The sequence below is a fragment of the Halococcoides cellulosivorans genome, assembly GCF_003058365.1.
Lineage (GTDB): Archaea > Halobacteriota > Halobacteria > Halobacteriales > Haloarculaceae > Halococcoides > Halococcoides cellulosivorans.
The window spans coordinates 2,658,640-2,682,302 of sequence record NZ_CP028858.1 but is presented as its reverse complement, the minus strand read 5'-3'; the positions used below and the strand labels follow the sequence as shown (position 1 = coordinate 2,682,302).

The following is a 23,663-nucleotide window of genomic DNA, read 5'->3' as shown; positions in this document are numbered from 1 at the left end:
CCTCGTATCCTCACCGCTCGGCTGTCGCTATTCGCCGTCGATCCGCTCTTGCCACGCCTGGACCTGCGCGAGCAGTTCGACCGGCGGCGTCGAATCGACGTCCACCGATTCCAGGGCCTCCAGCACGCGCTCGGCGTCCGCCCCGAACCGGTCGGCGATCCGATCGGGTTCGCGGCCGCCGTCAGCCGACGCCGACCCGCCGAAGGTCCCCGAGGAGAGATCGAAGACGGCCTGGGTGGTGTCACTCGACCCGCCGCCGCGGACCTCGACGGCCTTCTCCGCGCGCAACTTCTCCAGGACGTCCCGGGAGCGATCCACGACGGGGTCGGGCACGCCCGCCAGATCCGCGACGTGGACGCCGTACGATCGCGAGGTCGCGCCCTCCCGAACCTGCCGAAGGAAGGTCACCGACCCGTCGCGCTCCTCGGCGGCGACGTGGACGTTCGCGACGCCGGGCAGGCGATCGCCCAGCCCCGTGAGTTCGTGGTAATGGGTCGCAAAGAGCGTCTTCGCGCGCGTCTCGTTGTGCAGGTACTCGGTCGCGGCCCACGCGATCGAGATGCCGTCGTAGGTTGCCGTGCCGCGGCCGACTTCGTCGAGGATCACCAGCGAGTCCGCACTCGCGGCGTGGAGGATGCGCGCGAGTTCTTGCATCTCGACCATGAACGTCGAGCGGCCCTCCGCGAGTTCGTCGAGCGCGCCGACGCGCGTGTAGATACCGTCGACCAGCGGGACCCGTGCCGCGTCGGCGGGGACGAACGACCCGATCTGGGCGAGCAGGACGATCAGCGCGGTCTGGCGCATGTACGTCGATTTCCCGCTCATGTTCGGGCCCGTCACGATCAACATTCGGCGATCTGCCCCCAGGCGGCAGTCGTTGGGGACGAACTCCGTCGTCTGCTCGACGACGGGGTGTCGACCGGCGTCGATCGACAGGTCGTCGCCACTCTCCCCGTCGCCGTCGCTCCCCTCGCTCCTCCCGCCGCTTTCGCTCCCATCGCCCCTCTCGCTCCCGTCGACCAGCTCCGGTCGGACCCAGTCGTTGCGCACGGCGTGGGTCGCCAGACTCGCCAGACAGTCGATTTCCGCGAGCGCGCGCCCGACTGATTGCAGCACCTCCGAGGCGGCGGCGACCTGTTCGCGGACGGCCTCGAACAGTTCCCGCTCGCGCTCGTGGCGCTGTTCTTCCAGGCGGAGGATCTCGCGTTCGCGTTCGTCGAGGGCGTCGGTGGTGAACCGCTCGCTGTTCTTGAGCGACTTGATCTGTCGATAGTCGTCGGGAACGTCGCTCGCCTCGCTGTTGCCCACCTGGATGTAGTAGCCGTCGGTGGTGTTCCGATCGACCGAGAGGTGGGTGATCCCCGTGCGCTCTTGTTCGCGCTCGGGCAGGGTCTCGATCCACTCCAGAGCGGCCTCGTGATCCGCGACGATCGCATCCAGCGACTCGTCGTACCCGCGGGCGATGATGCCGCCCTCGGTGATCGTCCCCGGCGGATCCGAGACGAGCGCCCGGTCGAGTTCCGCACGGAGCGTCGCGACCGTCTCGCTATCGCCCGCGTCGAGCAATCGGGCGATCGGTGAGTCGTCGATCGCGTGGCGTTCACAGATCTCCGCGAGCGGGTCGAGCACGCGAAGCGTCTCGCGGACCGCGTCCAGATCGCGTGGGTCGGCCGTCCCCGAGACGGCGAGACTCGCCAGCCGCGCCAGATCGTAGGTCCCGTCGAGTTCGTCGCTGATCGCCTCGCGAGCCATCGCCGCGTTCGCGAGCGCGCTGACCCCGTCCTGGCGCCGCTCCAACTCGGCGCGATCCTGGCGTGGCCGACAGAGCCACTCGCGCAGACAGCGCCGCCCCGCCGCGGTGACGGTGTGATCGAGCGTCGCGAGGACGGTCCCCGTCGACTCGCCGTCCATCGTGTCCGTCAACTCCAGATTGCGCTGGGTGGTCGCGTCGAGGTCGACGTGTTCGCTCGCGCCGTAGGGTTCGATCCGGGTGATCGAGGCGAGGACGCCCTGGCCCGAGGCCTCGACGTACGCGAGGACGGCCCCGGCGGCCTGGATCGTCGCCGCACTCGTGAGGCCGACGCTGTCCAGGGCCCCATCTCCGAACTGCTCGCGCAGGCGTGCTTTCGCGCGCCCGGGCGCGAACGCCTCGGTGTCGAACAGCGTCGCCCGCCCGTCGGTCTCCGCGCGGATCCGTTCGAGCGCGCCGTCCTCGCCGCGGAGATCTGGCCCGGGCAGCACTTCGACGGGGTCGAACCGCGAGAGTTCGCCGATCGCCGTCGCCGGGTCCTCGGCGCTCGTCACGTGAAACCGGCCGGTGGTGACGTCCGCGAGTGCGATCCCACACTCCTCGCCGTCGACGATCGCCCCGAGATAGCGCGAGCGCTCGTCGGGCGTCGCGAGCAGCGTTCCGGGCGTGACGATCCGATCGATCTCGCGGGCGTGACCGTCTTCGGTCTCGTACTGCTCGGCGACGGCGACCCGATAGCCCCGCTCGACGAGCGCGCGGAGATACGGGGTGAGTTCCGCGACGGGAACGCCCGCCATCGGGAACGACGATCCGTGCGAGGACTTCTGTGAGACCGTCAGATCCAACTCCTCGGCCACCCGCTCGGCGTGATCGTCGAAGAACTCGTAGAAATCGCCCACCTGCATCGTGAGTACGTCTGCGTCGGCCTCCTCGGCCAGCGCGAGGAACTCGCCGACGATGCCATCGGCCTCGGTCATACCCCGCGTTCGGCGCGAGGCGGCTTTCAACCTGGCGGGATCAGTCCTCGGGGACGAACTGCTCGAAGACGTCCGCGCCGGTCGCGACCTCCCAGAGATGCCCGTCGGGGTCGGTGAAATAGCCCGAATACCCGCCCCAGAACGTCTCGTCGGGCGGGTGTGTGACCGTCGCGCCGGCCGCCTCGGCCTCGTCGATCAGGGCGTCCACGGCCTCGCGCGACCGGACGTTGTGGGCCAAGGAGACGTCGCCCGTTCCGGTTTCGCTCGGATCGAGATTCGCGCCCGCGGCGTGGGCCTCGCGGGGGTACAGAGCGAGCGCCATCCCGTCGAGGTCGAAGCTGACGAACGAGTCGGACTCGTCGAGGACCGGAAACCCGAGGCCGTCGCGGTAGAAGGTCGTCGCGCGGCCGAGGTCGTCGACGCCGAGCGTGATCACCGTGAGTCGGGGGTCCATGCCTCGCGATCGATGGGTCGTCCCAAAGCTGTGCTGGTCGCTCACCCCAGAGCGGTCAGTCCTCCTCGACGCCCGGGGCCGCCTCGGTCGGAACGTCAGCGGGTTCCTCGCCGCCGCCGATCACCGTCTCGCCCGCGTCGGTCTCGACGTACACGTCGTCGGCGAACCCGCCCTCGGCGTGGGGATGCTCGGGGTCGTCGAGGCGCTCGGGCGTCGCGGGGGCCTCGGGGAGCCCACCCGCGGGCGCGAACGCGCCGAGCGGGTCTGCGATCGTGATGCCGTGCGTCCCGAAGAAGTCGGCGTACCGGTCGTAATGGGCGTCGAGTTCGTCGGTCGGGATCTCCATCATCTCCGTCCAGCCGTGATTGAAAAAGTCGAAGTTGGCCTGGATGTGCGTGATCTCGCGGGCTTCGGCCTCGCTCAGCCCCGCGCGAAGGGCCGCGACGTACGTGTCCATTGTCGCCGAGAACAGCGCGTTGAGGTGGTCGCGACGCTCGGCCCGGTGGGGAGCGTCGGCCCGGTCGGTGAAGACGTCCGTATGATAGCTCACCAGTTTCGCGTGCACGGCGTCTCCGACGATCGGCGCCGTCAGCGCCCGTTTGGCCGCCCAGTGTTTGAGGCCCTGTTTGATCTTCATGGCGGGCGTTGACGGCCCAGGCCAAAGAGCGCCGGGACGGCGGCAGTCGACAAGCCCTTTCGGCCACCGGCCCGAGCGACGGTCGTGTCCGTCTACCGTACCGACTCTGGTCGGGATACTCTGCTATCGTGTTACGATGCGGCGCTCGACGACCTCTCGCTCGACGTCTCCGAGCGGACCGTCTCGACCCGTCACGGCGACACCCATCTCCTGTGCGCTGGCCCCGACGCCGCCCCGCCCGTGCTCGTCGTCCACGGCGCGAACGCGACCAATCCGATGACGCTCTCGTGGGTCGCCGGTCTGGCCGACGACTATCGCCTGATCGCGCCGGACGTGATCGGCCAGCCCGGGTACAGCGCGACGACGCGACCCGACCCCCGTGGTGACGCGTTCGGTGAGTGGATCGTCGATCTGTTCGACGCGGTCGGCGTGACGAGCGCCCCCGCTATCGGGGTCTCCTACGGCGCGGGGATTCTCCTCCGGACGGCCGCGGTCGCCCCCGACCGCCTCGACCGCGCGGCGCTCGTGGTCCCTGCGGGGTTCGGGACGGGGTCGATGGTCGGCATGGCAAGCCTGGGCGCCTCGTCGCTGACGTACTGCTTCTCGGGGAACGGTTTCGCGCTCGATCACGCACTCGGTCGCCTGATGACCGATCCCGACGGCGATCCGATCGCTCGCGAGACCGTCGCCGCGTCGCTGCGCCACGTCAACCTCGAAACGCGCTTTCCCGAGGCCACGGCCGCCGACATCGCGGGCTTCGACGCGCCCGTCGCACTCTTTCTCGCGAGCGAGGACCCCTTCTTCCCGCCGTCGTCGGTCGCGTCTCGCGCCCGCGAGCGCCTGACGAATCTCGTGGGCGTCACCACGCTCGACGGCGAGTCACACATTCTCTCGGCGGCGGCCCGCGAACGGGTCTGCCGGGAGATTGCGGCGTTCGTCGACGGGTGACCGTCGGGACGGTCTGGCTCACTCCGTCGCTTCCTGGTACTGCGCGAGCAGTTCTTGCATCGAGTCTTTGGCGTCACCGAACAGCATGCTCGTGTTGTCCTTGGCAAAGAGGGGGTTCGGAATGCCCGCAAAGCCATGCGAGAGGCTGCGCTTGTTGACGATCACCGATCCCGCGTCCCAGACTTCGAGGACGGGCATGCCCGTGACCGCGATGCGCTGGATGTCGAATCCCCGCTGGCACCGTATTCGGTAAGGGCCGTGTTTCGGGGCGAGACCTATCTCTTCTGGCAGGCGGCTCGCGAGCGTGTCTGCCTGGAGAGCGTTCCCCATGGAGATTAAATGGGAAAAGAAGATTACGGACGGCTCGCAACGCAGAACCGCTCATCGACGGTAATCGATTGGACGAATCTATGAAGGAAAAGATTTCCAGACGAGCGGTACTCGCGGCGCTTGCAGGGCTCGGTGGCGTGTCGGTCGGGTCGTACTACTTTTTCGGTCGCGGAGATCCGACGGTGCGATTGTGGCTTATTCGGATTATAAATTACGGACCTGCAGTGTCGGTCGACCTCGAACTCCTGAAAAATGGTGAACTAGTGTTGGACGACACCTATCATTTGCCGAGCCTTCAGGACTCAATTAATCCGTACCTTCGGGACTACCCCTACGAATGGGACATCTCGGATGTCAATCCGCGACGGATTACGCCAACATGGGGCCCCTCCGAGGCGAACTACCGCGTTCGATATCGCCTACGTGATCAATCGTCGTGGAATGAATTCACGTTCGAGAATGTCAACTTCGAACACGTCGCTTTGACTTTAAGCATAGACTACGTCGTTCGCGCCGGTGATGGTCACAACTACCACACACCGAGGGTCATCCAGGCACGGACGATGAATCTGCGATCGGCGTCGCACGCCCAGGTGATGGTCGAGAATTCTACACTGCCGGAATCTCCCGATTCCGAAGACCTCTGAGTCTACTCCGTCGCTTCCTGAAACTGCGCGAGCAACTCTTTGCACCGTGGTAACGGGATTGCAGGGAGACCTCCCACTATCTATTTATACCTCGTCCCGTAACATCGGACGGTGTCCGACGAGACAAAACAAGGGATAAAAATCTGCATCGACGTGGACGCCGACCCCGAGACGGGAGTGTTCCGCGTCGAGGCCGCCGACGACATTCTCGCTCTAGTCGCCGACGCCGACGACACGGAGTTTACGATCGGCGAACTTATCGCGGCGACGGGCGCGTCCCGTTCGACGGTGTGGCGGGCCGTGGACCTTCTCGCGGAGATCGGCGCTATCACCGTTCGTGAGACGCCCCAGCGGAACTACGTGGCCGTCGATCACGACCGCCTCCAGAAGGACGATCCACTGTTCGCGATCGAGCAATCGGAGTTTCGCGCTCCGATCGAGGCCTTTTGGGAGGCCGTCCGAGCGTCGATCGACGAGATCGAGGGAGTCTCTGAACTGGCTGGCCTCGTCGTCTTCGGGAGTGTGGCTCGCGGCGATGCCGACCGCCGAAGTGACATCGATCTGTTCGTCCTCGTGGCGGGCGATCGAACGGCGGCGCGCCGCGCCGTTGCCGACGTGGCAGACGAGATCGAGCGCCGCCGGTTCGACGGGGACCGGTTCGCCATCGAGGCGCAGGTCGAATCCGTCGAGAGCGCTCGACGTGCCGGATCGAAGCTCCGACCGATCTTCGAGGAGGGCGTGACGATCGTTACGACTGATCGACTGGATGCCGTTCGGCGGCGGGTGTTCGACGATGAGTAGCACAGAGATCGAGCGCCTCGTCGAGGCCGCGCACGCGGCCTTCGACCGTCGGCCCACCGAGGTCGAAACGGGGCTGGATGTCGACAGCGGATCACTCCTCCAGTTGCGGAAGGGCTGTCGATTGCTCGACGGGGCCGAAACCCTCCGAGAGGATGGCTACTATACGATCGTCATCGAGGCTTCGTTCGTCGCGATCGAACGCACGATCGAGTTCCGACTCCTCGAACGCGGGCGGACGCAGCCAAGTGATCTCCCGGGCACCCATCCGGGGGTCTATCGCGAGGCGGCGTCCGCAGGGATCGTCTCCGAAGAGACGGCGAACGATCTCGCGGATCTCTGGCGCGACCACCGCGCGAAAACGTACTATCGGGATGGACTCGCGACGGCGGATCGCGCCGACGCAATGCTGGCGCTTGCCCACGAACTCCACGCCTTCGTCGTCGGCCGTTCGAGACACGGCCACGAGTGCCGGTGTGACGAATTCTGATTTGTGAACGACGGACCCGCGAGACGGTCGGCGGACGCCGATTCGCTCACTCCGTCGCTTCCTGATACTGCGCGAGCAGTTCCTGCATCGAGTCCTTGGCGTCACCGAACAGCATGCTCGTGTTCGACTTCGCGAACAGCGGGTTCGGAATGCCCGCGAAGCCATGGGAGAGGCTACGCTTGTTGACGATGACCGATCCCGCGTCCCAGACTTCCAGCACGGGCATGCCCGCGATGGGGCTGTCGCTGTCCTCGTTCGCGCTGGGATTGACCACGTCGTTCGCGCCGGTGATCAACACCACGTCGGTCTCGCTAAATGTCGGATTGACCTCCTCCAGTTCGCGCATCTTCTCGTAGTGGACGTCGGCCTCGGCGAGCAAGGCGTTCATGTGCCCGGGCATCCGGCCCGCGACGGGGTGGATGCCGAACTCCACGTCGACGCCGTTGTCGGCGAGCGTCGCGGCCAGATCCGCGACCGCGTGCTGGGCCTGGGCGACCGCCATGCCGTACCCCGGCACGATCACGACGCGATCGGCGACTTCGAGCATCATCGTGACCTCCTCGGGCGACGTTTCCGTAATGTTGCCTTCGTAGATATCCGGCTGGTCCTCGCTCGACTCGCTCCCGCCGAGGCCGCCAAAGAGGACGTTCGTCAGCGAGCGGTTCATCGACTCGCACATGATCACCGTCAGGATCAGCCCCGAGGCGCCGACGAGCGTCCCGGCGACGATCAACGCGGTGTTGTTCAGGACGAACCCGGTCGTCGCGGCCGCGAGCCCCGAGTAGGAGTTGAGCAGGGCGATCACGACCGGCATGTCCGCGCCACCGATCGGATAGACGAGGACGACGCCGAGCAGCGCCGCGGCTCCGACGAGCAGCCAGTAGGTCGGCACCCACGGGGCCAGCGGGGCCGTCCCGAGCGCGGTGCGGACGACCAGCGCGAGACCCGCGAGGACCGCGACGGCGAACAGCGCGGCCTTGATCGCGTGACCCAACCGCGCGTCGAACGGCCAGTCGCCGACGAGGCCGTGGAGTTTGCCCGCCGCGACGAAACTGCCGACGAGGGTGACCGATCCGATGATCCCTGCGATGGCGGCGGTCGTGGTGAGTTCGACGGTGAGTGCGGCCGACGAGGGGCCAGCGATGTCGACGAGTTCTGCACCCGCGACGAGCGCGGACGCGCCACCGCCGAATCCGTTGAACAGGCCGACCAGCTGAGGCATCTCGGTGGTCTCGACACTCACTGCGAGCCAGACGCCGACCGCCGTCCCGATGAGGAGTGCGGCTCCGAGGAGGGGGAGCGAGAAGAGACCGGTATACAGGACCGTCACCACGACGGCCAGGGCCATCCCGCCGGCCGAGAGACCGTTTCCGCGAACGGCCGTCCGCGGATGGGTCATGTCGCGGAGGCCCTGAATGAACATGACTGCCGCGACCAAATACATCAGTTCGAGTCCGCTCTGGGGAAGTCCTTCGAGGACACTCACCATCTTATTGCCCCCCGAATTCGGCGAGCATGAAGTGGCTCACGAGATACCCGCCGACGACGTTGATCGTCGCCATCACGACCGCGATAAAGCCCAGTACGGTCGCGAGCAGCGTCGTCTCGCCCGATCCGGCGATGACGACGACCGATCCGAGCAGCGTAATCCCCGAGATGGCGTTCGCGCCGCTCATCAGCGGGGTGTGCAGGTTCGTCGGGATCTTCGTGATGATCTCGTAGCCGACGAACGCCGCGAGCACGAACAGCGTCAGGTTTTCGACGAGGGTCATGCGTCACCTCCGTCGTTGGCGGTATCGGCGGCCGCTTCGTCAGTGGCGTCGCCGTCGTCTGCACCGGCGTCGTCGGCGTCTCCGCCGTTCGTGTCGGTGCCGTCCGCGCCGTCAGTCTCGTCCGCGCCGCCGTCATCGTCTGCGCCGTTCTCGGAACTCTCTCCATCGTCTCGGTGTGGCGCACGGACTCGTCCCTCGTGAGTCAACAGCGTCGCGGCGACGATCTCGTCGTCGAGATCGAGCGCGAGCGCGCCCTCGTCGGTGATCAGTTCGAGCAGGTGCGCGACGTTGCGCGCGAACTGATCGCTGGCGGTCGCGGCGACCTGGCCGGCCAGATCGGTCGGACCGAGGACGGTGACGCCCTCGTGAGTCACGCGCTGGTCTGGCTCTGTCAGCGCGCAGTTACCGCCGGTGTCGGCCGAACAGTCGACGAGCACGGAGCCGTCGTCCATCGCGGCGACCATCTCACTGGTCACGAGTTCGGGCGCGGGTTGGCCCGGGATCGCGGCGGTCGTGATCACGACGTCGGACTCGGGGACGACGCGCGCGAGCGCCTCGCGCTGGGCCGCGTAGAACTCTTCGTCCATCTCGCGGGCGTAGCCCTCGTCGTCGCCTGCGCCCTCGGTTTCGAGGTCGAGTTCGACGAACTCCGCGCCGAGACTCTGGACCTCTTCGCGGGCCTCCAGACGAACGTCGTACGCTCGCACGGACGCGCCGAGCCGATCGGCCGTCGAGATAGCCTTCAGGCCGGCGACGCCCGCGCCGATGACGAACACCTCGGCGGGCTGGATCGTCCCCGCGGCGGTCATCTCCATCGGGAATAGTCGATCGGCCTCGCTCGCGCCGAGCAGCGCGGCCTGATAGCCCGCGAGACTCGCCATCGAGGAGAGCACGTCCATCGATTGGGCCCGGCTGATCCGGGGGATGAGTTCGAGTGCGATCGCGTCGATCGACCGGTCGGCGAGCGCAGCGAGATCGGCCTCGGACTGCTCGTACGCGCCGAAGACGCCAACGACGGTCGCTCCGTCTGTGCCGTCGCCGATCTCGCTGGCGGCGGATCCGTCGATCGCGGCGATGAGGTCCGCTCGCGTCAACTCTGCCCGGTCGACGATCTCGCAGTCGGCGTCGCGATAGGCGGCGTCGTCGATGCCGGCCGTGGTCCCCGCGCCGGATTCGACCAGTACGTCGTGGCCGTCCGCGCTCAACTCGCCGGCGACCTCGGGGGTCACCGCTACTCGCCGCTCGCCGTCTGGCTCACTCGGTACGCCGACGATCACGATTCACCACGCCTCCCGACTCCTCGAAGCGTCGCTCCCGGATCGGTCGCGGTCGCGGGCGATCGCTCGCCACTCCCCGATCGGGGCATCGGTATGACTCGCTCCATATCCGCAATATTCGCGTGGGGATTGATATGGGTACCGTGAGAGCGTCAAATTGTACCGCTATCGAGGGCGAACAATCGAACGCACCCTCAGGCGAGCAGGTGGCCGTCGAGGGGACCGAGAGACCGACGGCCGTGGGCTTGGGCCTTGCGATCGCTGCGCCGGGGACGATCCACTCCGCGCCGGCGACGAGCGCCACGCTCATGGTCGCGGCGCGCGGACCGCATGCCATGACACGCTCCGTCTGGCTGAAAGCCGACGATTCGGTCGGCAATTGGGAGGATCGCAAGGCTCGCATCACTGCTGGCCTCGAAGCCGGGGTCGACGCCGTCCTCGTCGACGAAAGCGACATCGAGCGCGTCCGGGAACTCGGCGCGGTCGACGTCGCGGCCTTCACCGGCGACGACGTGGACGTGATCGACGCCGAGAGCGACGACGCCAACCCGGATATCGCCGTCGTCGGCAAACGCGGCGAAGGCGACGGCACCGTCGATCTCCCCGGCGATCTGTCGTCGTCGGGTGATCTAGCGGCCCTCCAGACCGACGGGCCGTCGGCGGGCTACGTCGAGATTCGAGGGAAAGACTACGAAGCGTTCGCGGAAGCGGTCGCCCAGGCCGCCGACCACACGCTCGTCATCGGTGAGGACTGGCAGATCATCCCCCTCGAAAATCTCATCGCCCGGATCGGAGCCGAGACCGACCTGATCGCGGGCGTGACCTCCGCCGAGGAGGCCCGCACGGCCTACGAAACGCTGGAAATCGGGGCCGACGGCGTCCTCCTCGACACCGACGACGTCGACGAGATCCGCAAAACCGTCGAGGTCCGGGACAGCGTCGATCGGGAGACCCTCGACCTGTCGTTCGCGGAGGTCACCGCCGTCGAGGAGACCGGCAGCGCCGACCGGGTCTGTGTCGACACCGGATCGTTGCTCGACCACGAGGAGGGCATGCTCGTCGGGTCGATGGCGCGCGGCCTGTTTTTCGTCCACGCCGAGACCGCCGAGTCGCCCTACGTCGCGTCGCGACCGTTCCGCGTGAACGCCGGCGCGGTGCACGCCTACGCCCGCACGCCCGGCGGCGAGACGACCTACCTCTCGGAACTGGAGAGTGGCGACGAGGTCCAGGTCCTCACCCGTGACGGCGAGACCCGCGAGGTGATCGTCGGGCGCGTGAAGATCGAACACCGCCCGATGTTCCGCATCGAAGCGGAGATCGAGGGCGACACGATCGAAACCTTGCTCCAGAACGCCGAGACGATCAAGGTCGCGACCCGCGACGGCCGGACCGCCGTGCCCGATCTGGAGGAAGGCGACAAGATTCTGGTCTACTACGAGGACACCGCGCGGCACTTCGGCGAGGCCATCGAGGAGTCGATCATCGAGAAATAGCGATTCTCTCCGAGAATCGAGAAATAGCGATGCGCTCCGGGCATCGAGAAATAGCGATATCCTCCGGATATCGAGATAAATTGGCTGCTGGAAGCGATCGGAGTGAACGGCGACACCGCACAACACCGAGCGGTGGATCACACCGAGTGACGGGGGTTGTCGCAGTGCCGGATCTGTACTGATCACGTCTCGTGGAAACTGGCCGGTTTTCGTCTCAAAGCAGACGATATCGGCGGAATTGCGTCTCCAACCAGTTGTGAACGAACAATAAGTCAATAATCATCCTGTAATATCTGACAGTAAATCTACAAACGGCCGTAGTCGGGTAGTTTTCACCACCCAATATACCGCATGAAACTCAATCGCAAAATAGGTTTGGCAGTTTGCATTAGTTTTTTTCAACTATCCACTTGACTCCATTCCTATGAGGTCACGACGGACGGTGTTACAGAACGTCGGTGTCGGTGCTGGAACTCTCCTCGCGCCATCGGTTTTGGCGGCCGAGGACGATGGACTACGGGCGGATCTCTCGAAGACGCGGTCGACCGTCGTCACGGTCGATCTTCGGATCGAGGATCGACCTGAGGACAGCCCCCGGGTCTCGGGCAGTTCGGGATCACCCCCGATCGAGATCGGAGAAGGCGGGACGGTCTTCGTCTCGGAATCCGATCATTCCCCGAACTTCTCTCGGGGAGCAGATGTCGTCATCGCTGGTTCAAATCAACGGTTTCACTCGGCGGCGGTCGGCGAGGACGTTTCGCTCTCGGAGGGCATTCGCTCGTTTCGAAGCGTCGAAGGCGACCTGATCGGCGAACTCCAAACTGAAGTACACCTCAATGTCGCCGCACAGCGGTCCGGAACGAATGGCGAGGGTGGATCGTCTCCGGCTGTCACACTTCGGATCGGCAATCGTGAGACGACGCTCCATCACCGGGAGTCTGCAAAGGAGCGTTCACCCGTCCGGATCCGATATCAGGATTCAGATGGCAACTGGGCGGTCTTCGAGACGGTGTTGGTTGCCACGGTCGAACATCTCGGCACGCGGAACGTAGTCGATCATCCTAGTTATCGGATTCTGCCATCGAACCACCGATTGGCCAATCAGGCCCGACATCTCATGTCCGAACAACCGACGAACGGGACGCTTCGACTCGACACCAAAGACGTTCGCGTCGAACACTCACAGAAGTACGGAGCGTTCGTCCTCTACGAATCGAGTGTCTCCCCGATCGGAGGTGATGCCTGATGACTACGACCACTGCCGCGTTCGTGGCCACGGAAGAATTCAAGGGTCTGTTCGCGGATTATCCTTATAATGAAGCCGAAGAGACTCAGTCCAAGTGGAACGACGATGTCGCGACCGATGGTGATTACGAGATCGCAATCACTCCGACTGGATACGTCAGTCTGCAGGACCCGGATACAATAGACGAGGCTTTCACTCAGGTCGGCAACAACGGCCTTGTCCAATATCTATTGAATACTTGGGCTTGTTTAGACGCCTAATTTCACGGTCCTGAGTGGCTCACACTCACTTCGATGTTTCTGACAGCGCATTTCAGGACGAGTTCGCGGAACTGACCGAACCAGGTTCGGGCGCGAACGATCTCGCCGTATTTGCGCCGGAGCGCGAAAAATGTCGACTCGACGTTCGAGCGTTGATGGTAGATCGTATCATCTTGCAAGATATTGTTCGCGACGCCGTACCAGCCGAATTCGCGGTGACGAATCACTGGTTTAACGCCTTCTGCACGCAGTCGTTGGCGAAGGAGCCACCAGTCGTACCCTTTGTCGGCGGTAAGAATGCTCAGTTTGTAGAGGTTCCGCTTCACCATTTGCCAGCCGATCTTGGAGTCGTGCGGTTGTTTCATCGAGCAATGTATGTCGAGAATCGCATTTGTATCGCAGTCGATCAACGTGGTCACTTTCACCGCCTGGAACGTGTAGTTCGTCCGTTTTGCGTAGTGTTGGCTGGCAGCGATCCGATCCATGCCGGTTGCGTCGATCGCCTGAACGTCACCAGTGTCGTGCAGTTCCGCCGATAACCGCAGGAGGACGCGCCAGATTCGCATTTTGAGGTCCTGCTTGCGCGTACAAACGGTGGTAAAATCGGGCAGCTCAGTCACCGCTAGGTCGAGTTTCGCGACGATTCCAGGCATCTCGTGCAGCACGTCCAGCAGCCGCCGGTACGGGTGATCGAGATATTCTCTGAGACCGTGAATTGCCACGATCACCCAGTCTGCGTACCCTCCGTCACCGGCTTGGTACGCTGGATCTGGCTCACCGACGACGGCTTTTTGAGCGAGCGAAACGACGCGACTAGTGAAGCGGGCGAGTTTCGTAGGCACAAACTCCGTTTCCCGCTTCACTTCCTAGTATCTTCGACAATTAGACGCTCTTATTAGCGTCTAAACACGGCCCTATATCTTATATATGTGTATTTTAGTGTCCTCCGTAGATTTCCTATAATAGTGATCCGAATTTCGTGGTCGGGGTGGTCGATTGTCTTGTCTGGCTGGCATGGGAACTACTAAGAAGCGGCCTCTTCACGAGTTAGTATCGACCACCAGTAATGCAGTACATCGATTCGAATACGAACCCGGGCAGGTTCCCGGACGACGTCGACACGTTGTTGGAGGCGATGCTGGCGAACAAACAGATCCGCTATGTAGATCAGGAAGATCCGCCTCCGGTCACCCAAGCAATCAAATACGAACGTAAACGGCAGCAGCGTCGAAAGACGAGTCCGTATTCCGGCTCGGATTCGTTCGTCGAATCGATTGTAGACATCTTTGGGTTTGATCCTCTGGATTTCCAAGTCACGAGCTGGCAATTGATAGATAGGATGGCACAGACTTGCAGTTTGGAGAACCAGAGCAAGGCAGCAGTTCTTTCTGCACCAACGGGATTCGGGAAGACGGAAGCGTTCTTGGGACCACTCTATCAACTCCTTCGGAGTGGTCGCCAGGATTCTGTCGCCATCGTCTATCCACGCCGTGCGCTCTTGCAAGACCAGCTTGGACGTGTTTTAGAACACGTCCATTCTATCAAACAATCCTGCGGTGACCAGTTATCTGTCGGCTGCTACGTCGGGAACATGGCCTGGAATCTATCGGATGTCGGTGACCGAGGATTCTTCCACTCCGGTGACGGCCGGAAGCGGTTCACCCCGTGCAACTGCTGGTGTAGTTCCGACGGCCAGACAAACTCGTTTGAACTCCATCAGAACAGTGAGTCCTATTTCCTTCAGTGCGAGAACGATTCGACACACCGCTTCACGCAGGACGAGCTCGTACTGGCCCGCAAGGAGATGGTTTTCGAAGAGACACCAGATATTGTCTTGACAACCCTCGAGTCAATGGAGAACTTTGCACATAAGCCCCATTACGACCTCCTGGACAACTTCGGAACCATTGTCTTGGACGAAGTCCATTTGAACACTGGCCTACGCGGTGCGCATGCAGCGAAGATTATCCAGAACGTCGACGACATCTCGTCAGGTCCTCTATTGTGGGTGGGGTCGAGTGCGACTATCGATGACCCCGCGCGGTTTGGACAACAAATCTTTGGCCTCGAATCCGTGGATATCGTGACAACTGCCCCACCACCGTCGGACTTCGATGATACTCACGACGATCACGAACATTACTACTTCATGATTGCTCGTGAGGATGGTCCCGGAGTCACCTCGATGTCCATTCAGCAGTCGATGCTTCTCGGACACACGATGCTTGCGAGTAACGACGGAAGCCGCGCCAAACAGCTCTCGTTTATCGATAGTATCTCCCAAATCAACCAACAAAGGGTACAACTGGAAGACGCTGACCGGACGAATCAGCTCTGGGAGTTCCACCTTAACGATGAGTTCGAGGAGGACTGGCAACGCGTCGCGACGGCGATGGGCCAGCGGTTCATCGACGAACCACTGTCGTTCATGCCCGTTTACTCGGAGGAAGGGTTCGACCGCGAACGAGCCAGTGAGAGCGATATCTTGCTCTCGACGAACTTCCTCGAAGTCGGTATCGACGTCGGCGATATCAAGCTTGTCACCCAACACCGGACACCGTGGAATCTCTCATCATTTCTCCAGCGAGCTGGTAGGGCTGCGAGAAAGCCCGGCATGGATTCACACGTGGCGGTGTATCTGTCAACTCTAACTGGAGATGCCAACATGTTCTATCGTGCTGATCGATTTCTTGCATCGGACATCAGGACTCCCGTAAATACGAACAACCGGGTGGTCGAGTGGATGCATGAACGGTTCAATCGTTACTACCACCGACTCAATGATATCTCGGGCCGTACCATCAGATCCGACCTACGGAGACACACGACGTTCCTCGAGGAGTATCTCTGTGACGACTTGGGATACGAGACGTACTACGAAATGCTGCTGGAGCCCAGGACGTTCTTTGAGGAGCGGCTTGGAGTAGAGGTTGATTCCAACCGGCTTATTTCGCCCCGATCTGTCGACGAGGTGCGAAACTCTCTCCAGCAGTACAAAGAGCAACAACGGGAGGACGTCGCTGACATCGAGGTGTACTTCGATATGGATGGTGGCGACGTGGTTCGCGGTGTCGACTCCGTTGAAACGTTCGTCTTGGAAGTGCAGGAGCAGACGCTACGTACAACCAATACTTTCGATGGACAGGTATCCGGTTTTGCGGCGAAACTCGATGCGGAGGATGCGAACGAATATCAGTCGATGGTCGAGAGGCTTCAAACCTCGCTCGCGGATATCAGATCGTCAGCAACAGACGTTCCGGATGACAATGGCGAAGCTGTCCAACTGTTTGGTTCGCTCGTGGCGGATCTGTACCAGATAATGGGCCAACTGATGGGGCTCCGACAGCAGGCAAACGTCGTCGCCGACCAACCGGTTCCACAGGTCGACGACGGTGAGATTCAAGCCCTTAAATCCGTCGTCACGCAATTGGAGACTCTAACTGAGGATGACCGGTTGGAAGCGTACTATACTCTCGAAGAGCAGATTTACTATCTCGACCGGGCGCTCGATGAGTATGCTTCCTATCTTGATTCCCCCGGTAGCCCGTATAATTCCCTTTTTCGGGTCAAAGACCTTCTTCGAGGGGCGTACTATGTCGATCGGTTCCTTCGGACCGTCGACGAGCAGCTTGGAGATACAGTTTGGTTCGTCCCCCCAGACTACTTCGGGGGCGCTGGTCAGTTTGTCACCATCCAGCGTGAGGGATCGACTGGCAGTCGCCCCGAAGAATCGATGGACCAAATTGTCAGCACCTATAGCCCATATCGCTCCGAGTACCAGTCCGAATCTGGGGTAATGCACGCGTTCCTCCCCCGGACAGAGGTCACGGAAGATGGTGTCGTGATGGAGTATACTGGCGACGTCGCCGGCGAGGAACACGATGGACTCCTCGTGCCGGACACTATTTCGCTCACTGAGATCCGCGACCTCTCCGGCCAGAAAGCGATGGAGATGGTGCGGTACTGTCCGGAGTGTTTCCAGATCCTTCCAAACCTCGATAGCTGCTTGCGCCACGATACGTCTGCATACGGAAAGATCCATTCCGAGCCACACATCGATACGACTGTCACTGACCGGACGCCGGTTGAGTCACGCGGGGATCTGACCCTGGCGGACCTGAAAGCACAAGTCACGTTGGAGAGTGTTACACTCGAAATTACACCGGGACAAGACGCCGGTCCCGACATCGGCGTCATCTACGCCTCGGAGGGAGATCGAGTCACACAGGAGCTCCAGAGTCCGGACATTCCGCTGGGATTCACCACGCAGACTCGGGGTTTGGTGTTCGACATGGACGGATTTCTCGACGGATTGGAAGATAAAATAGGTGACCTAGTCCGGCGCTATCATGATACCGACGACTACAGCCTCGAATTTCTCGCATACCACACTGCTGCTCACTTCTTCCTTCAACTGGTAACGGACGTGAGTAGCGTTACGGCCCAGCGGGTGTTCTATGGATACGATCAGCATCTCGCTGAAGTATACGTCTTTGAACGGACAGAAGGCGGTCAAGGCATTGTTGATCTAGTCTACCAAGAAATCGAGTCTGATCCCGGGTCCGTTTTGGAATCCATGCACCGGCTGCTATACAACGAGCAGGTCATCAACGAACGGCTGTGGGCTGACCAGGAATTCGTAGCGGCCCTCCCGATCGACGACATTAGCACGTCTGCTATTGAAACCGTCGTCTTCGAGAATCTCGCTGTCCCGTTCGATGACGTCGTCGAACGTGTGACTGAGGAAGTTGTTGCAACTGTCGACCAGGCTCATCAGCTAGCAATCGACCAAGGTATTGAACATGCCGCCAGCTATGCACTCAAACACACGGTTGCAGCGGCTCAAGTGCGTGGCTGCAATGAGTTCCCGGCTGCAGAGGTCGACGACCACCCCGCTGACATCGCGGATTACGAGCGCGTGAGGACGGCCTTCTACTCGCCAGACATCGATGGCTGTGTCGAGAATCTTCATCTGATGGAATGTATAGCGACGGACGATCAGAGTGAAACACTCAGTTACATTCTCCTCGAGGCGCTTCGGGATTACCTTTTGGAGATGGTCAACTCGGAGGACGCGGCAAATGAAATGTTCGACCGAGAACAGCCACCAGGTGGTGAGACGGATGGGACGAGCGTTTTCCTTAACCTCTGAGAGCCTGGGGTACTTCCTCGGGTACACGCTTGTTCATGCAGATAAGGTCGCTTTCGTCTCGCCGTGGGTGAGTGACGTCTCGCTTCGGTTGCCAGTCACTGACTCCGTCGAGAACCGTCACCCGAGTTTGGTCGAGGCAGTCACACAGTTAGATACAGTCGTCACCTTCGTCATACAGACGGGACAAGAACACAATGCGTCCGTCTGTGAGCAGCTGCCAGACACGGTAACGGTACTGGAAGTTGACGACCTCCACGCCAAAGTCGTTGTTTGTGACGAATTCGCCTATGTTGGGTCAGCCAACATCACTCACGGTGGGCTGTCCCTGAACCGCGAACTATGTAATGTCGTCGAGAACGAGTACCGTGATGTGGACACGTACCTCGAAACTGAACTCGACATCACTCTGGACTCAACATAACTGGTATCTGCAAAAATCCGGCTCTGTAATGTAATTGGTCGGCGCCACCTGGCAGTTATGTCTCGAACGTCTCGCTGAGATGATCCTCGATTTCGTCACCGATCTGCTCAAGGTCGGATTTGATGTCCGTATCAACAGGCTCGGCAGTGTCAGTAGTATCTTCGCCGCTTTCCCTGTCGCTTACTGACTCGTCGCTGTCGTCAGGTTGTCCTGAAGTCTCGGTGGTCAGCATCGATGAGATTGCCGTACGTTCGTCATCCCAGCTGTCCCAATTCTTGACCGCGTACTTCTGGCGCCGGAACCACTGACCGTCCTCGTTCTGCCAGAGATAGACGACAACTTCCTCCGTTTCGTAGGACCCCTTCTGGTCGATGCGAACGATTGCTTTCCACCAGTCGTCTGACTTTGAGATGGTCGTCCCGGCGTCGACGTGATAGTAATCACTGACCGGAAACTCATTTTCCGTTTCCGACATCGCTCCGTTGAGCAGGGACGCAATGACACGACGGTCTGTCTCCCAGGCATCCTTCGTCTTGATGACGTACTTGTTCTTCCGAGTCCACTCGGAATCGTCACGGTGCCAAAGGTAGACCGCTGTCTCCGCGGCGCTGTCCTCGTATTGATATCGAACGACGACTTTCCACCATTCGTCAGTCCGATAAATTGATTTGGAACTAAGGACAGTCAGCGAATCGTCGACTGGAGGCGTCTCGATGGAATCGTTCATTTTAGTTATCCTGCATCATTTCCTCGTCGAAACTACTGACGATTTTTCCAAGTTCGCCACTTGGATTTATGTCTTCGTCTTGTGCCGATCGGATGTAGTTGACGACCGCGTCGGTCGGATCGCCAGCAACAGTTCCAAACTCTTGCTCGGCTATTTCGAGACCACCCGCCGCGTATTGTGCGAGGATTTTTGCTTGCTTTCTTTCATTGACCAAGGCAGTTGGATCATTCGTCTCCTGAAACGCCAGACACGCCATTACCGTTCGGTAGAGCTCGTTTTTCTTCAGGTTGTCAACACCAATCTCGCCAGACATCCCGTCGTTCCCAAGGTACTCGGAGGTAATTCGTCGGTTTTCCCGGTAGCCCATTACCGCTAGGAATACCATGAAGTCATACGAGTTTTCGAAGATACCGTGCCTTTCAACGACCCGGTCGTAAAGCTCAGACTTATTGTATTTCTGTGTAATCATTGTTACTCATCCCCCACAGGTAGTCGGCCAGTTTCTATTGTCGTTTGGGGGTAGTTATGCTTCCCGTCGCCGTCGGTGAAGTTCAGCGAATATCGATCTCCGACGACACTGTCCATCTCTTCACTTACTGGGCCGTCCCACTGTGCGTCAGTCGCGAAGACGACAACTTGGTTTGCTAAGTTCGGAATGGCACGGCTGACTTCCCGCGTATGTGATTTGTCAAGTGCGCCGAACGGTGAGTCCATCACGATGGGGTAGATGCCCCCAGTGTCGAAGTATTCCGCGTCATTGTTGGACTCGTACCGTTCGCGAGCGATATCGACTAGACTCCCGATAAAGGCCAGGCTCGCTATCTGGCGCTCTCCTCGCGACTTGTCGACTTCGATTCGTTCGCCGCCGACGTCCTGCCAGATTTTCAGCTCGAAGTCTTCGGAGATCTCGGCCTCGAGATCTTTGCTGGCAATCTGACTGAACTCCGACTGGATTCGTTCGTTTGACCACCGTCGGACTTTGTCTTTGAGTTCGTCGAATACCGTTTGCAGTTCTCGTTCGATCTCCTTGGCGGCCTTGCGTCGTCGCTTTGCCAAAAGGGTCTCTTCATGTTCGTCTTCCTGGTCGTCAATCTCATCTTCGAGCTCGTCGACGCGGTCTTGTTTTTCTTCGATCTGTTTTTCATAGGTCGCTTTTTCACCGATAAGGTCGTCTCGGGTGCCGAGTTTCTCCTTTCGTTTGTTCTCCAGGTCTTTGACTGAGAGGCCTTCCTCCGTGGTAGCGTCCATTTCCTGGAGCTCGGCACTCACCTCGTCAATTTTCTCCTCGAATTTTCCAATCTCATCGTGAAGATCTTGTCGATCAGCGGTCAGCTCCTCGATTTCATCGAAGAACGTTGCTTCGATATCAACGATCCGGTTGAGCTGGCCCACTATGCGGAGTGCTCCTTGCTCGACGCCGTCTTCGATTACTTCTCCACGTCGGCCGACAACTCGCTCATACGAATCTGTTCCTTGGTTCAATGGGCGCCCGCATATACACTGCTCGGCCGCCAGCAGTGACTCGATGAAGGAATTGCTGAGTTCCGATGGAATTTCACCCCGTTCACGCATTCCATCAATCTGCTCGGCCGTTTCCTTGATTAGTGGCATCGCCATGGGGACCACGCCCTCATCGGAGAGTTTCGACCGAATTTGTTCGTTTATATCCTCAATTTCATGCTCCAGTTCATCAATTTCACCCTGATACTCCGATCGCCGCTCTTGGAGTGCGGCACTTTCGTCGAGCCGCTCTAACTTCTGATCGATATCGTCGATCTCTTGTTCGATTCGGTCTTTATTGCGCTTTGTATCGTCGCGGTCGCGCTCTAGCGTTTCAATTTCCTCTTCGACCCCCTGTTTTTTCGAAATGAGGTCCGTGAGCTCTTCACTCGCGCTATCCTGGGTCTCGTCCTCGAAGCGACCGGCCGCTTCGTCAAGGTGGTGGGTTGCTCGCTCCAAGATGGTTAGACCCATAATGTTCTGGATTGCTTCCTGAATGCGGCCCTGATTATCTATTCCCGCAAGCTCGTCAATGTCCTCTCCGTCGAAAAAGAACAATCCACTGAGTCGTTCGGGAAGTACTTGGTCGAGCGTATTCGAGGGATTGTTACGCTCGTTCCACGAACCGTTCTCTCGATATTTCACGCGCAGGTCCATCTCGACGATTTCACCGTCGAAATCGTCCGGAGTGCGCTTTTCGTACACCGCTACTCGCTCAGCGACATATTCTGTTCCGTCATGTTCAAAAGAGAGGCGTACCGATACCTGTACTCGATTCCCAGACTCTGCTCCGGCCATGGCCCCCTCACTAGCAAGTCGTTCTGGGCGTGTATCAAAATCCACCTCATCGTAGAACAACCACGTAAATGCATTGAGGATTGTCGTTTTGCCTGATCCATTCGAACCGTGCACAACGGTTACGTTCTTATCAGCGTCGTTGGCGAACTCGATACTTTCGCTTCGAAACTGCCGAAAGTTTTCGAGCTCAATACGTTCTAACTGCATTAGTTTATTTCCTCTCGAATAATTTCTTCAATATTGTTAATTACCCCGCGAGGGTTATCGAGATGGAGTTTATCTTTCTCGGCCTGTAATACGCGTTCCCGGATTCGTTTCCGCTTGTCCGCATCGATTGAAACGTCGCCTTCGCCTGGGATCTCCGTCATTACGCTATGTGGGTAACTGCATGTATTTATATGTTAGCCGCAGACTTCTAGCTCGCAATTTTTTCCGCACGCGACCCATACGATTTGGTACTTAAATGGATCCTGCGGTCTTATTATCTGTAGGACTGAGTTTGGTACAATTTCTTTGGAGGTGATGGTCGAGTTACTACGAAGACCCCTCGTATTAGGCACCGAGTAGGTTGTACCGACGTTTGATTTTCTGGAGTGTGCCGTCGGTTGTGGGCACCCCATCAACCTCCGCATCAGGGTGGTTGCGTGCAGAGTCCGTAAATGTGGATACTCGCTCGAGTTCTTTGCGAATTAACGTACGCTCCACCTCATATTGCCCGTCAGAGAGGATTTTCGGATGCCGTGAGGTATCCGGTACAGTGACGAAATCATGGATGACTGCGAAGTCTTTGTCAGCGTGGCGGCGAAGGATCCGTCCGCGCCGTTGCACATACTGTCGGGGATTCGATGTGCTGGCGAGTAAATAGGCGGTCCGGGTCGCAGGCACGTCGACACCCTCGTCGAGACACCGAATAGATGTGAGCACTTCTATCTCTCCCTTTTCGAACGCCGAAAGCAATCGTTCGCGCTCGGCTTGATCCTCTCTCGCGGTGAATCGTTCAATATTCAGGTCTGTCTCTTGCCGGAGTCGATGAGTAGTCGCGTCTACGTGGCGCTCGCCATCTTCATCAACACCTGTTGTCCCGTCGCTGCAATAGACCAGTGAGTGGCTGTGAGTGGCCTGCCGATCGAAAAGGTCCACCAGGACGTCAAGTTTTTGCTGGGCTGTCCCGATCAACCTGGCACGCGAGAACAGCGCCTGTTGGAGTGCCTCATTTCCCTCTAACACCATGGAAGGGCTGTCGCCATCTGCTTTGGCCATCAAGCGCCCTATCTTTCGAGTTAGGCGCATGTAGACCTCCATCTCGTCGTCACCCAGCTCTACGATATGTGGGATGTAATAGTACTCACAGAGGATTCCCGTCTCGATTGCACGGTCGAGCCCGTAATCGAATATCGTCCCGTTGAAATAGTCATCGAGAGCATCTGTTCCCTCGTCGTCGTACCAGCGCTCTGGTGTTGCGGAAAGGCCGAGACGAAGGTCGAACTCGTCCATGAGGGCTTTTTGCGTTTGTGGGGCCCCCATATGATGCACTTCATCGCCGATGAGCATAGACGGCGCCTGGGCCCGTAGAATCGTTTGTTGGGGGCTTTGGCCAGAGAGTGTACGGTGGGTGGTGACCATGACAGTGGCATTTCGATTTCCAGAATTCTGTTCGAGAAGTTCCCGCTCCAGCTGTGGTTGCCAGTTGCGTCTGGATTCGTAGGCCAGAACGGGATTCACTCCGAATTCTCGAATATCAGCAGCCCACTGGTCAACGAGGTGCTGATAAGGAACGGCAACAACGAGCAGAAGCGGTCCATCAGTCATCTCTGCGACGCTACTGGCCGCTAACAACGCGGTCACCGTCTTTCCCGTCCCTGTCGCCATACGAAGGATGCCACGCCCCTCAGCCCCCATCCAGTTCTGAATTGCCTCTTGCTGGTAATCTCGTGCCTCGACCCACTCGGGCGCTGTCAGGTTAGCCATCTGTAGTTCGGTGCTGGA

At 60.2% G+C, this 23,663-nt stretch carries 22 protein-coding genes; 9 read left to right on the top strand and 13 right to left on the bottom strand.

Annotation, left to right across the window (positions count from 1 at the left end; translation table 11 throughout):
• Nucleotides 1-27: 27 nt before the first annotated feature.
• The 3 genes from mutS to HARCEL1_RS13005 are packed head-to-tail and all read right to left on the bottom strand — an operon-like array spanning nt 28 to nt 3,818.
• The gene (mutS, locus tag HARCEL1_RS13015; protein ID WP_108383983.1) at nt 28-2,727 is read right to left on the bottom strand and encodes a DNA mismatch repair protein MutS; all 2,700 of its coding nucleotides are present in this window, start codon (nt 2,725-2,727) and stop codon (nt 28-30) included.
• 40 nt (nt 2,728-2,767) lie between these two features.
• Nucleotides 2,768-3,181 (bottom strand): VOC family protein, encoded by a 414-nt coding sequence (locus tag HARCEL1_RS13010; protein WP_108383982.1) that lies wholly within the window; start codon nt 3,179-3,181, stop codon nt 2,768-2,770.
• A gap of 55 nt (nt 3,182-3,236) precedes the next feature.
• Nucleotides 3,237-3,818, bottom strand: coding sequence for a DUF6149 family protein (locus HARCEL1_RS13005; RefSeq protein ID WP_108383981.1), 582 nt, complete (start codon nt 3,816-3,818; stop codon nt 3,237-3,239).
• Nucleotides 3,819-3,902: 84 nt separating this feature from the next.
• Between HARCEL1_RS13005 and HARCEL1_RS13000 the strand changes: the two genes are divergently transcribed.
• Nucleotides 3,903-4,766 carry an alpha/beta fold hydrolase gene (locus HARCEL1_RS13000; RefSeq protein ID WP_108383980.1) on the top strand — a complete coding sequence of 288 codons (864 nt, stop codon included), beginning with the start codon at nt 3,903-3,905 and terminating at the stop codon, nt 4,764-4,766.
• A gap of 18 nt (nt 4,767-4,784) precedes the next feature.
• Here HARCEL1_RS13000 and HARCEL1_RS13840 read toward each other — a convergent pair whose 3' ends face one another.
• Nucleotides 4,785-5,096, bottom strand: coding sequence for an NAD(P)(+) transhydrogenase (Re/Si-specific) subunit beta (locus HARCEL1_RS13840; RefSeq protein WP_233357359.1), 312 nt, complete (start codon nt 5,094-5,096; stop codon nt 4,785-4,787).
• Nucleotides 5,097-5,176: 80 nt separating this feature from the next.
• On the opposite strand from HARCEL1_RS13840, the gene HARCEL1_RS12990 reads away from it, so the two are divergent.
• From HARCEL1_RS12990 to HARCEL1_RS12980, 3 genes are all read left to right on the top strand, one after another.
• Nucleotides 5,177-5,743, top strand: a complete 567-nt coding sequence (locus HARCEL1_RS12990) for a hypothetical protein (RefSeq protein ID WP_108383979.1) — start codon at nt 5,177-5,179, stop codon at nt 5,741-5,743.
• 111 nt (nt 5,744-5,854) lie between these two features.
• A complete protein-coding gene (locus HARCEL1_RS12985) occupies nt 5,855-6,544 on the top strand; it encodes a nucleotidyltransferase domain-containing protein (protein WP_108383978.1) in 690 nt (229 codons plus the stop codon).
• Entirely contained in the window at nt 6,537-7,031 is a 495-nt protein-coding gene (locus HARCEL1_RS12980) for a hypothetical protein (protein ID WP_108384327.1), read from the top strand. The genes HARCEL1_RS12985 and HARCEL1_RS12980 overlap by 8 nt, the downstream gene beginning before the upstream one ends.
• 46 nt (nt 7,032-7,077) lie before the next feature.
• On the opposite strand, the gene HARCEL1_RS12975 is transcribed toward HARCEL1_RS12980, so the two are convergent.
• Genes HARCEL1_RS12975 through HARCEL1_RS12965 form a run of 3 tightly spaced genes read right to left on the bottom strand, consistent with a single transcriptional unit; the run spans nt 7,078 to nt 10,080 of the window.
• Entirely contained in the window at nt 7,078-8,520 is a 1,443-nt protein-coding gene (locus HARCEL1_RS12975; protein ID WP_108383977.1) for an NAD(P)(+) transhydrogenase (Re/Si-specific) subunit beta, read from the bottom strand.
• A gap of 1 nt (nt 8,521) precedes the next feature.
• On the bottom strand, nt 8,522-8,803 hold the full coding sequence (locus HARCEL1_RS12970) for an NAD(P) transhydrogenase subunit alpha (RefSeq protein ID WP_108383976.1): 282 nt from the start codon (nt 8,801-8,803) through the stop codon (nt 8,522-8,524).
• On the bottom strand, nt 8,800-10,080 hold the full coding sequence (locus tag HARCEL1_RS12965) for a Re/Si-specific NAD(P)(+) transhydrogenase subunit alpha (RefSeq protein WP_108383975.1): 1,281 nt from the start codon (nt 10,078-10,080) through the stop codon (nt 8,800-8,802). Before HARCEL1_RS12965 ends, HARCEL1_RS12970 begins: the two co-directional genes overlap by 4 nt.
• 335 nt (nt 10,081-10,415) lie before the next feature.
• Here HARCEL1_RS12965 and HARCEL1_RS12960 point away from each other — a divergent pair, with 335 nt between their 5' ends.
• The 3 genes from HARCEL1_RS12960 to HARCEL1_RS12950 all read left to right on the top strand — a co-directional run bounded on the left by HARCEL1_RS12960 (nt 10,416) and on the right by HARCEL1_RS12950 (nt 13,079).
• Nucleotides 10,416-11,573, top strand: a complete 1,158-nt coding sequence (locus HARCEL1_RS12960) for a 3-dehydroquinate synthase II (RefSeq protein ID WP_108384325.1) — start codon at nt 10,416-10,418, stop codon at nt 11,571-11,573.
• A 424-nt stretch (nt 11,574-11,997) separates the two neighbouring features.
• Nucleotides 11,998-12,819 carry a hypothetical protein gene (locus HARCEL1_RS12955; RefSeq protein WP_108383974.1) on the top strand — a complete coding sequence of 274 codons (822 nt, stop codon included), beginning with the start codon at nt 11,998-12,000 and terminating at the stop codon, nt 12,817-12,819.
• Complete coding sequence (locus HARCEL1_RS12950) at nt 12,819-13,079, top strand: hypothetical protein (RefSeq protein WP_108383973.1); 261 nt, start codon at nt 12,819-12,821, stop codon at nt 13,077-13,079. The genes HARCEL1_RS12955 and HARCEL1_RS12950 overlap by 1 nt, the downstream gene beginning before the upstream one ends.
• A 2-nt stretch (nt 13,080-13,081) precedes the next feature.
• Here HARCEL1_RS12950 and HARCEL1_RS12945 read toward each other — a convergent pair whose 3' ends face one another.
• Nucleotides 13,082-13,942, bottom strand: coding sequence for an IS5 family transposase (locus tag HARCEL1_RS12945; protein ID WP_108383972.1), 861 nt, complete (start codon nt 13,940-13,942; stop codon nt 13,082-13,084).
• 203 nt (nt 13,943-14,145) lie between these two features.
• On the opposite strand from HARCEL1_RS12945, the gene HARCEL1_RS12940 reads away from it, so the two are divergent.
• Together HARCEL1_RS12940 and HARCEL1_RS12935 are read left to right on the top strand one after the other, a co-directional pair.
• Nucleotides 14,146-18,231 carry a DEAD/DEAH box helicase gene (locus HARCEL1_RS12940; RefSeq protein ID WP_108383971.1) on the top strand — a complete coding sequence of 1,362 codons (4,086 nt, stop codon included), beginning with the start codon at nt 14,146-14,148 and terminating at the stop codon, nt 18,229-18,231.
• On the top strand, nt 18,203-18,652 hold the full coding sequence (locus tag HARCEL1_RS12935) for a phospholipase D-like domain-containing protein (protein ID WP_159077158.1): 450 nt from the start codon (nt 18,203-18,205) through the stop codon (nt 18,650-18,652). Before HARCEL1_RS12940 ends, HARCEL1_RS12935 begins: the two co-directional genes overlap by 29 nt.
• 55 nt (nt 18,653-18,707) lie before the next feature.
• On the opposite strand, the gene HARCEL1_RS12930 is transcribed toward HARCEL1_RS12935, so the two are convergent.
• The 5 genes from HARCEL1_RS12930 to HARCEL1_RS12915 form a co-directional block, all read right to left on the bottom strand.
• Nucleotides 18,708-19,379 carry a hypothetical protein gene (locus HARCEL1_RS12930; protein ID WP_108383969.1) on the bottom strand — a complete coding sequence of 224 codons (672 nt, stop codon included), beginning with the start codon at nt 19,377-19,379 and terminating at the stop codon, nt 18,708-18,710.
• Nucleotide 19,380: 1 nt separating this feature from the next.
• A complete protein-coding gene (locus HARCEL1_RS12925) occupies nt 19,381-19,848 on the bottom strand; it encodes a hypothetical protein (protein WP_108383968.1) in 468 nt (155 codons plus the stop codon).
• A 2-nt stretch (nt 19,849-19,850) separates the two neighbouring features.
• Nucleotides 19,851-21,884, bottom strand: a complete 2,034-nt coding sequence (locus HARCEL1_RS12920) for an AAA family ATPase (RefSeq protein WP_108383967.1) — start codon at nt 21,882-21,884, stop codon at nt 19,851-19,853.
• Nucleotides 21,884-22,045 carry a hypothetical protein gene (locus HARCEL1_RS13655; protein WP_174182936.1) on the bottom strand — a complete coding sequence of 54 codons (162 nt, stop codon included), beginning with the start codon at nt 22,043-22,045 and terminating at the stop codon, nt 21,884-21,886. Before HARCEL1_RS13655 ends, HARCEL1_RS12920 begins: the two co-directional genes overlap by 1 nt.
• 184 nt (nt 22,046-22,229) lie before the next feature.
• Entirely contained in the window at nt 22,230-23,645 is a 1,416-nt protein-coding gene (locus tag HARCEL1_RS12915; protein WP_108383966.1) for a DEAD/DEAH box helicase family protein, read from the bottom strand.
• Nucleotides 23,646-23,663 lie beyond the last annotated feature (18 nt).